The 7058-nt window shown below is 68.1% G+C and carries 6 protein-coding genes; 5 read left to right on the top strand and 1 reads right to left on the bottom strand.

Annotation, left to right across the window (positions count from 1 at the left end):
* Positions 1-181: 181 nt before the first annotated feature.
* Positions 182-2914: a pyruvate dehydrogenase (acetyl-transferring), homodimeric type gene (gene aceE / locus ACTT8P_RS29605; protein ID WP_442834838.1), complete on the bottom strand. Its 2733-nt coding sequence runs from the start codon at positions 2912-2914 to the stop codon at positions 182-184.
* 373 nt (positions 2915-3287) lie between these two features.
* Here aceE and ACTT8P_RS29600 point away from each other — a divergent pair, with 373 nt between their 5' ends.
* From ACTT8P_RS29600 to ACTT8P_RS29580, 5 genes are all read left to right on the top strand, one after another.
* On the top strand, positions 3288-3725 hold the full coding sequence (locus ACTT8P_RS29600) for a DUF3052 domain-containing protein (RefSeq protein WP_215171848.1): 438 nt from the start codon (positions 3288-3290) through the stop codon (positions 3723-3725).
* Between the two features lie 132 nt (positions 3726-3857).
* Positions 3858-4316 carry a peroxiredoxin gene (locus tag ACTT8P_RS29595; RefSeq protein WP_442834841.1) on the top strand — a complete coding sequence of 153 codons (459 nt, stop codon included), beginning with the start codon at positions 3858-3860 and terminating at the stop codon, positions 4314-4316.
* A 127-nt stretch (positions 4317-4443) separates the two neighbouring features.
* Entirely contained in the window at positions 4444-5019 is a 576-nt protein-coding gene (locus ACTT8P_RS29590) for a calcium homeostasis/redox stress adaptation protein (protein WP_361172912.1), read from the top strand.
* A 124-nt stretch (positions 5020-5143) separates the two neighbouring features.
* Complete coding sequence (locus tag ACTT8P_RS29585) at positions 5144-5719, top strand: TerD family protein (protein WP_442834837.1); 576 nt, start codon at positions 5144-5146, stop codon at positions 5717-5719.
* A gap of 48 nt (positions 5720-5767) precedes the next feature.
* Entirely contained in the window at positions 5768-6910 is a 1143-nt protein-coding gene (locus ACTT8P_RS29580; protein ID WP_442834836.1) for a DUF475 domain-containing protein, read from the top strand.
* The last annotated feature ends 148 nt before the right edge of the window (positions 6911-7058 follow it).

The raw sequence follows: 7058 nt of genomic DNA, 5'->3' as shown, positions 1-7058 counted from the left end.
GGGCAGCGCCGGGTCGCGCCACCCACCGCACGTCAGCCCCAATCCCGGGCGCCGAGGGAACACATCCCTGCGCAGCCGCAGGCACCCCCAGCGCCGGGTCGCGTGAACGCCCCCGACGCCAGCCTCAACCCCGGCACGACAACAACCCGGCACCGACAACAACCCCGCACCCCGCGGAGCGCTACGCGTCGCCCCCCGCCACCCCCGGATCCGCCGCCCCCACATCAAGCAGCCGGTACCGGTCCACCGCCTGCTTCAGCGCCGACCGGTCCACCTTCCCCTCCCGGGCCAACTCGCTCAGCACCCCCACCACCACCGACTCCGCGTCGATGTGGAAGAACCGCCGCGCCGCGCCCCGGGTGTCCGCGAACCCGAACCCGTCCGCCCCCAGCGACTGCCACGTCCCCGGCACCCACCGCGCGATCTGGTCCGGCACCGCCCGCATCCAGTCGGACACCGCCACGAACGGCCCCTGCGCGCCCGCCAGTTTCCGCGTCACGTACGGCACCCGCTGCTCCTCCTCCGGGTGCAGCAGGTTGTGCTCCTCGCAGGCCACCGCCTCGCGCCGCAGCTCGTTCCAGGAGGTCGCCGACCACACGTCGGCCCGCACGTTCCACTCCTCGGCCAGGATCCGCTGCGCCTCCACCGCCCACGGCAGCGCGACCCCGGAGGCGAGGATCTGCGCCGGGATCGACCCGGCGGTCCCCGCGCTGAAGCGGTACACGCCCTTGAGGATGCCCTCGACGTCCACGTCCGTGGGCTCGGCGGGATGCTGGATCGGCTCGTTGTAGACGGTGAGGTAGTAGAAGACGTCCTCGCTGTCGGGGCCGTACATCCGCCGCAGCCCGTCCTTGACGATGTGCGCGATCTCGAAGCCGAACGCGGGGTCGTACGCCACGCACGCCGGGTTGGTCGAGGCCAGCAACTGGGACTGTCCGTCGGCGTGTTGCAGCCCCTCGCCGGTCAGCGTCGTACGGCCGGCGGTCGCGCCCAGAACGAATCCGCGCGCCAACTGGTCGCCCATCTGCCAGAACTGGTCGCCGGTGCGCTGGAAGCCGAACATCGAGTAGAAGACGTAGACCGGGATGAGTGGTTCGCCGTGCGTCGCGTAGGCCGAGCCCGCCGCGATCAGGGAGGCGGTACAGCCTGCCTCCGAGATGCCGTCGTGCAGCATCTGGCCGTGCGGCGACTCCTTGTACGCGAGCAGCAGTTCGCGGTCGACCGACTCGTACTGCTGGCCCAGCGGGTTGTAGATCTTCGCGCTCGGGAAGAACGAGTCCATGCCGAACGTGCGGTACTCGTCCGGCGCGATCAGCACGAAGCGGCGGCCGATCTCCTTGTCCCGCATGAGGTCCTTCAGGAGACGGACGAAGGCCATCGTCGTCGCGATGGATTGATTGCCCGAGCCCTTCTTCACGGTCGCGTACGTCGAGTCCACCGGCAGCGGCAGCGGCTTCGCGCGCACCACCCGGGTCGGCACGTAACCGCCCAGCGCCTTGCGGCGGTCGTGCATGTACTGCATCTCCTCGGTCTCCCGGCCGGGGTGGTAGTACGGCGGCGGGCCGGACTCCAGTTCCTGGTCGGAGATCGGCAGGTGCAGCCGGTCCCGGAAGCGCTTGAGGTCGTCGACCGTCAGCTTCTTCATCTGGTGGGTGGCGTTGCGGCCCTCGAAGTTGGGGCCCAGCGTCCAGCCCTTGACGGTCTTGGCGAGGATGACCGTCGGCTGGCCCTTGTGCTCCAGGGCCGCCTTGTACGCCGCGTAGATCTTGCGGTGGTCGTGGCCGCCGCGCCCCAGGTGCAGGATCTGGTCGTCGGTCATGTTCTCGACCATCGCGCGCAGCCGGTGGTCGTCGCCGAAGAAGTGGTCGCGGATGTACCCGCCGGTCTCCGTGGCGTACGTCTGGAACTGGCCGTCCGGGGTGGTGTTCATCCGGTTGACCAGGACGCCGTCGCGGTCCTGGGCCAGCAGCGGGTCCCAGGTGCGGTCCCAGACGAGCTTGATCACGTTCCAGCCGGCGCCCCGGAAGACCGACTCCAGCTCCTGGATGATCTTTCCGTTGCCGCGTACCGGGCCGTCCAGGCGCTGGAGGTTGCAGTTGACGACGAAGGTGAGGTTGTCCAAGCCCTCGCGGGCGGCGATCGTGAGCTGGCCCAGGGACTCCGGCTCGTCCATCTCGCCGTCGCCGAGGAACGCCCAGACGTGCGAACGGGAGGTGTCGGCGATGTCCCGGGCGTGCAGGTAGCGGTTCATCCGGGCCTGGTAGATCGCGCCGATCGGGCCGAGGCCCATCGAGACGGTCGGGAACTCCCAGAAGTCCGGCATCGAGCGCGGGTGCGGGTAGGACGAGAGCATGTACGGCGCCTTGGACTTCTCCTGCCGGAAACCGTCCAGGTGGCGCTCGTCGAAGCGGTCCAGGAGGTAGGCGCGGGCGTAGATGCCGGGCGAGGCGTGGCCCTGGAAGAAGACCTGGTCGCCGCCGTCGCCCTCGTCCTTGCCGCGGAAGAAGTGGTTGAAACCGACGTCGTAGAGGGAGGCGGAGGAGGCGAACGTGGCGATGTGGCCGCCCACGCCGATGCCGGGACGCTGGGCACGTGAGACCATGACGGCCGCGTTCCAGCGAGTGGCGTTGAGGATCTTGCGTTCGATCTCCTCGTTGCCCGGGAAGAACGGTTCGCTCTTGGTGGGGATGGTGTTGACGTAGTCCGTACTGCGCATCTCCGGCACGGCCACCCGCTTCTCGCGGGCCCGTTCGATCAGCCGCAGCATGAGATAGCGGGCCCGCTCCCGGCCGCGTGCGTCGACGGCGGCGTCGAGGGAGTCGAGCCACTCCTGAGTTTCCTCGGGATCGAAGTCAGGAACCTGACTGGGAAGGCCGCCAATGATGATCGGGTTGCGATCGGATGCGGAAGCCACGCTGTTCCTTCGCTGTCGCAGGGCGTATCGGAGAGTGCCGGCACCGTCTCCCATCGTGTACCTACCGGGGGAAAACGTCATCTCTACCGCGAGGTAACCGGTTCTCTGTCGATAACCAGGGCACGTTCTGCCGGGTCTCGTACCCCTGTATGGTTCCCAATTACGCAAACGGGGCAGAAAGGTGTGGTGTACGTCACCTTCGATCCCGGGTGGCGTGCCTGGAGTTGCGGTGACACGGTCGGGATCGTCACCGTTTCGGCGGTCCCGGCGGCCGGGTACTTGCGCGATCGGTCCCGCCCGTGTGGACTACGGCCAATGCTTCGCGCACGCGCGTGGCTGAGACATACCCAAATACATGATCAGGAGGCAACCCGTGAGCGCGACCGCGGACCACGCGGAGGAGCGGACGAACCCTGCCGCCAGGCTGGGGTTCCAGCCCGGGCAGGTGGTCCAGGAGATCGGCTACGACGATGACGTCGATCAGGAGCTCCGCGAGGCCATCGAAGGTGCCATCGAGGGTGACCTGGTGGACGAGGACTACGAGGACGTGGCCGATGCCGTCGTGCTGTGGTTCCGTGACGACGACGGCGACCTGACGGATGCGCTGGTGGATGCCACCACGTACATCGAAGAGGGCGGGGCGATCCTGCTCCTCACGCCGAAGACCGGCCGGGATGGTTACGTCGAGCCGAGCGACATCTCGGAGGCCGCCACGACGGCGGGGCTGACGGCGGCCAAGAGCGTCAGCGTCGGCAAGGACTGGAGCGGCAGCCGGCTGGCGACGCCGAAGGCCGCGAAGTCGAAGCGGTAGCCCCGTAGCCGGGCGACGCAAGCGTCACGGACACCGGACGGGCCGGCCGCGGTCGGCCCGTCCGGTGTTCGCCGACCGTCCCTGCGTAGGGTGTTCCTCGTGAGCGACTCCTCCGAAGGGACGAATCAGGCGATGGCGATCCAGGTCGGCGACAAGGCCCCCGATTTCGAACTCAAGGACAACCACGGGGCGACCGTGAAGCTGTCCGACTTCCGGGGCGACAAGAACGTGGTGCTGATCTTCTACCCGTTCGCCTTCACCGGCGTGTGCACCGGCGAGCTGTGCGAGGTGCGCGACCACCTGCCGCAGTTCTCCGACCGCGACACCCAGGTGCTCGCCGTCTCCAACGACTCCATCCACACCCTGCGCGTCTTCGCCGAGCAGGAGGGCCTGGAGTACCCCCTGCTGTCCGACTTCTGGCCGCACGGCAACGTCTCGCGCGCCTACGGCGTCTTCGACGAGGACAAGGGCTGCGCGGTGCGCGGCACCTTCGTCATCGACCGGGAGGGCGTGGTGCGCTGGACCGTCGTCAACGGGCTGCCGGACGCCCGGGACCTGACCGAGTACGTGACGGCGCTCGACACCCTGTGACGCCGCCGCGGTGATTCTTCCGCGTCAGGGACTGCGGGGTGCGGGAACCCGTCACTAGGATCGAATCGTTGATCCGACATCCGACGCACTTCGGGGCTTCCCGCCCCCGGACACCAATGGAGGACTCGTGGGAGTCAGCCTCAGCAAGGGCGGCAACGTATCGCTGACCAAGGAGGCCCCCGGCCTGACCGCGGTCATCGTCGGTCTGGGGTGGGACGTGCGGACCACGACCGGTACCGACTTCGACCTCGACGCCAGCGCCCTGCTGCTGAACAGCTCCGGCAAGGTCGGCAGCGACGGGCACTTCATCTTCTTCAACAACCTGAAGAGCCCCGAGGGCTCGGTCGAGCACACCGGTGACAACCTCACCGGCGAGGGCGAGGGCGACGACGAGCAGATCAAGGTCGACCTCGCCACCGTCCCGGCCGACGTCGAGAAGATCGTCTTCCCGGTGTCGATCTACGACGCGGAGAACCGCCAGCAGTCCTTCGGCCAGGTCCGCAACGCGTTCATCCGCGTCGTCAACCAGGCCGGCGGCGCCGAGATCGCCCGCTACGACCTGAGCGAGGACGCCTCCACGGAGACCGCCATGGTCTTCGGCGAGCTGTACCGCAACGGCGCGGAGTGGAAGTTCCGCGCCATCGGCCAGGGGTACGCCTCGGGCCTGCGCGGCATCGCGCAGGACTTCGGCGTCAACGTCTGAGCCGCCGATCTCCGTCGTCCGGCGCCGCACGCCTGCCGTGCGGCGCCGGACGCGCACCCGAGCAGCCCCGCGCACTCGGGCAGCACAGCACCGCGGAACCACCACCCGGGGAGGGACCAGCACTATGGGCGTCACGCTCGCCAAGGGAGGAAACGTCTCCCTGTCCAAGGCCGCACCCAACCTCACGCAGGTGATGGTCGGGCTCGGCTGGGACGCGCGTTCCACCACCGGAGCACCCTTCGACCTCGACGCCAGCGCACTCGTGTGCGGCGGCGGCCGGGTGCTCGGTGACGAATGGTTCGTCTTCTACAACCAGCTGAAGAGTCCGGACGGCTCGGTCGAGCACACCGGCGACAACCTCACCGGCGAGGGCGAGGGGGACGACGAGTCGGTCCTCATCGACCTGTCCCGGGTGCCCGCCGAGTGCGACAAGATCGTCTTCCCGGTCTCCATCCACCAGGCGGACGAACGCGGCCAGACCTTCGGCCAGGTCAGCAACGCGTTCATCCGGGTCGTCAACCAGGCCGACGGCCAGGAACTCGCCCGGTACGACCTCAGCGAGGACGCCTCCACCGAAACCGCGATGATCTTCGGCGAGGTCTACCGCTACCAGGGCGAGTGGAAGTTCCGGGCGGTGGGCCAGGGGTACGCGTCGGGGCTGCGAGGCATCGCTCTAGACTTCGGAGTCAACGTTTCGTAAAGCCGAGTACGGCGCGGGGGAGCCCCGTACACAAGGATTGGGTAGCCAGTGCTTCTGAAAACCTTCGGCTGGTCGTTCGCGGTCACCGCGCTCGGCCTGGTCGCGGCGGTCTTCTACGGGGGGTGGACCGCCCTCGGCATCGTGGCGATCCTCACCATCCTGGAAATCTCGCTGTCCTTCGACAACGCGGTGGTCAACGCCGGGATCCTGAAGAAGATGAATGCCTTCTGGCAGAAGATCTTCCTCACCATCGGGATCCTGATCGCCGTCTTCGGTATGCGACTGGTCTTCCCGGTCGTCATCGTCGCCATCAGCGCCCAGCTCGGCCCCATCGAGGCGGTCGACCTCGCGCTCACCGACAAGGACCGCTACCAGCAGCTGGTCACCGACGCCCATCCGTCGATCGCCGCGTTCGGTGGCATGTTCCTGCTGATGATCTTCCTCGACTTCATCTTCGAGGACCGGGACATCAAGTGGCTCGGCTGGATCGAGCGCCCGCTGGCCAAGCTCGGCAAGGTCGACATGCTGTCGGTCTGCATCGCCCTGATCGTCCTGCTCATCGCCTCGATGACGGTGGCCACCCACGCCCACCAGCACGGCGGCGCGCACGCCGACAAGGCCGAGACGGTGCTGCTCGCCGGTATCGCGGGACTGATCACCTATCTGATCGTCGGCGGACTCTCCAGCTACTTCGAGAACAAACTCGAAGAGGACGAGGAACGCGAGCACGAGGAAGCAGAACAGGCCGAGCGCACCGGCAAGCCCAAGTCGGCGGTCAAGCTGGCCGGCCAGGCCGCCTTCTTCATGTTCCTCTACCTGGAGGTCCTGGACGCCTCGTTCTCCTTCGACGGCGTGATCGGCGCCTTCGCCATCACCAACGACATCGTGCTGATGGCGCTGGGCCTCGGCATCGGCGCGATGTACGTCCGGTCGCTGACCGTCTACCTGGTCCGCCAGGGCACCCTGGACGACTACGTCTACCTGGAGCACGGCGCCCACTACGCCATCGGCGCGCTCGCCGCGCTGCTGCTGATCACCATCCAGTACGAGATCAACGAGATCATCACCGGCCTCATCGGCGTGATCCTGATCGCCGCCTCCTTCTGGTCCTCCGTGCGCCGCAACAAGGCGCTCGCCGAGGCCGAGGGCAAGGGCGACAGCGAGAAGGCGGAGGTCTCCTCCGGAGTGTGAGGAGACCTTGGTCCCGGACGGGCGCGCTCCCGGTGCTTCGGCACCGCGGGTGTGAACCCGGTCCCGGGGAGGAACGCTCTGAGCGGGGCGGCCGTCGAGGACGACTCCTCGGCGCCGCCCCGTCGGCGTCCCGGACCGCGGGTGCGAC

This window comes from Streptomyces sp. JW3, from assembly GCF_052216785.1.
GTDB lineage: Bacteria > Actinomycetota > Actinomycetes > Streptomycetales > Streptomycetaceae > Streptomyces.
The sequence above is the reverse complement of the archived record's forward strand: the minus strand, read 5'-3'. Positions and strand labels throughout refer to the sequence as shown.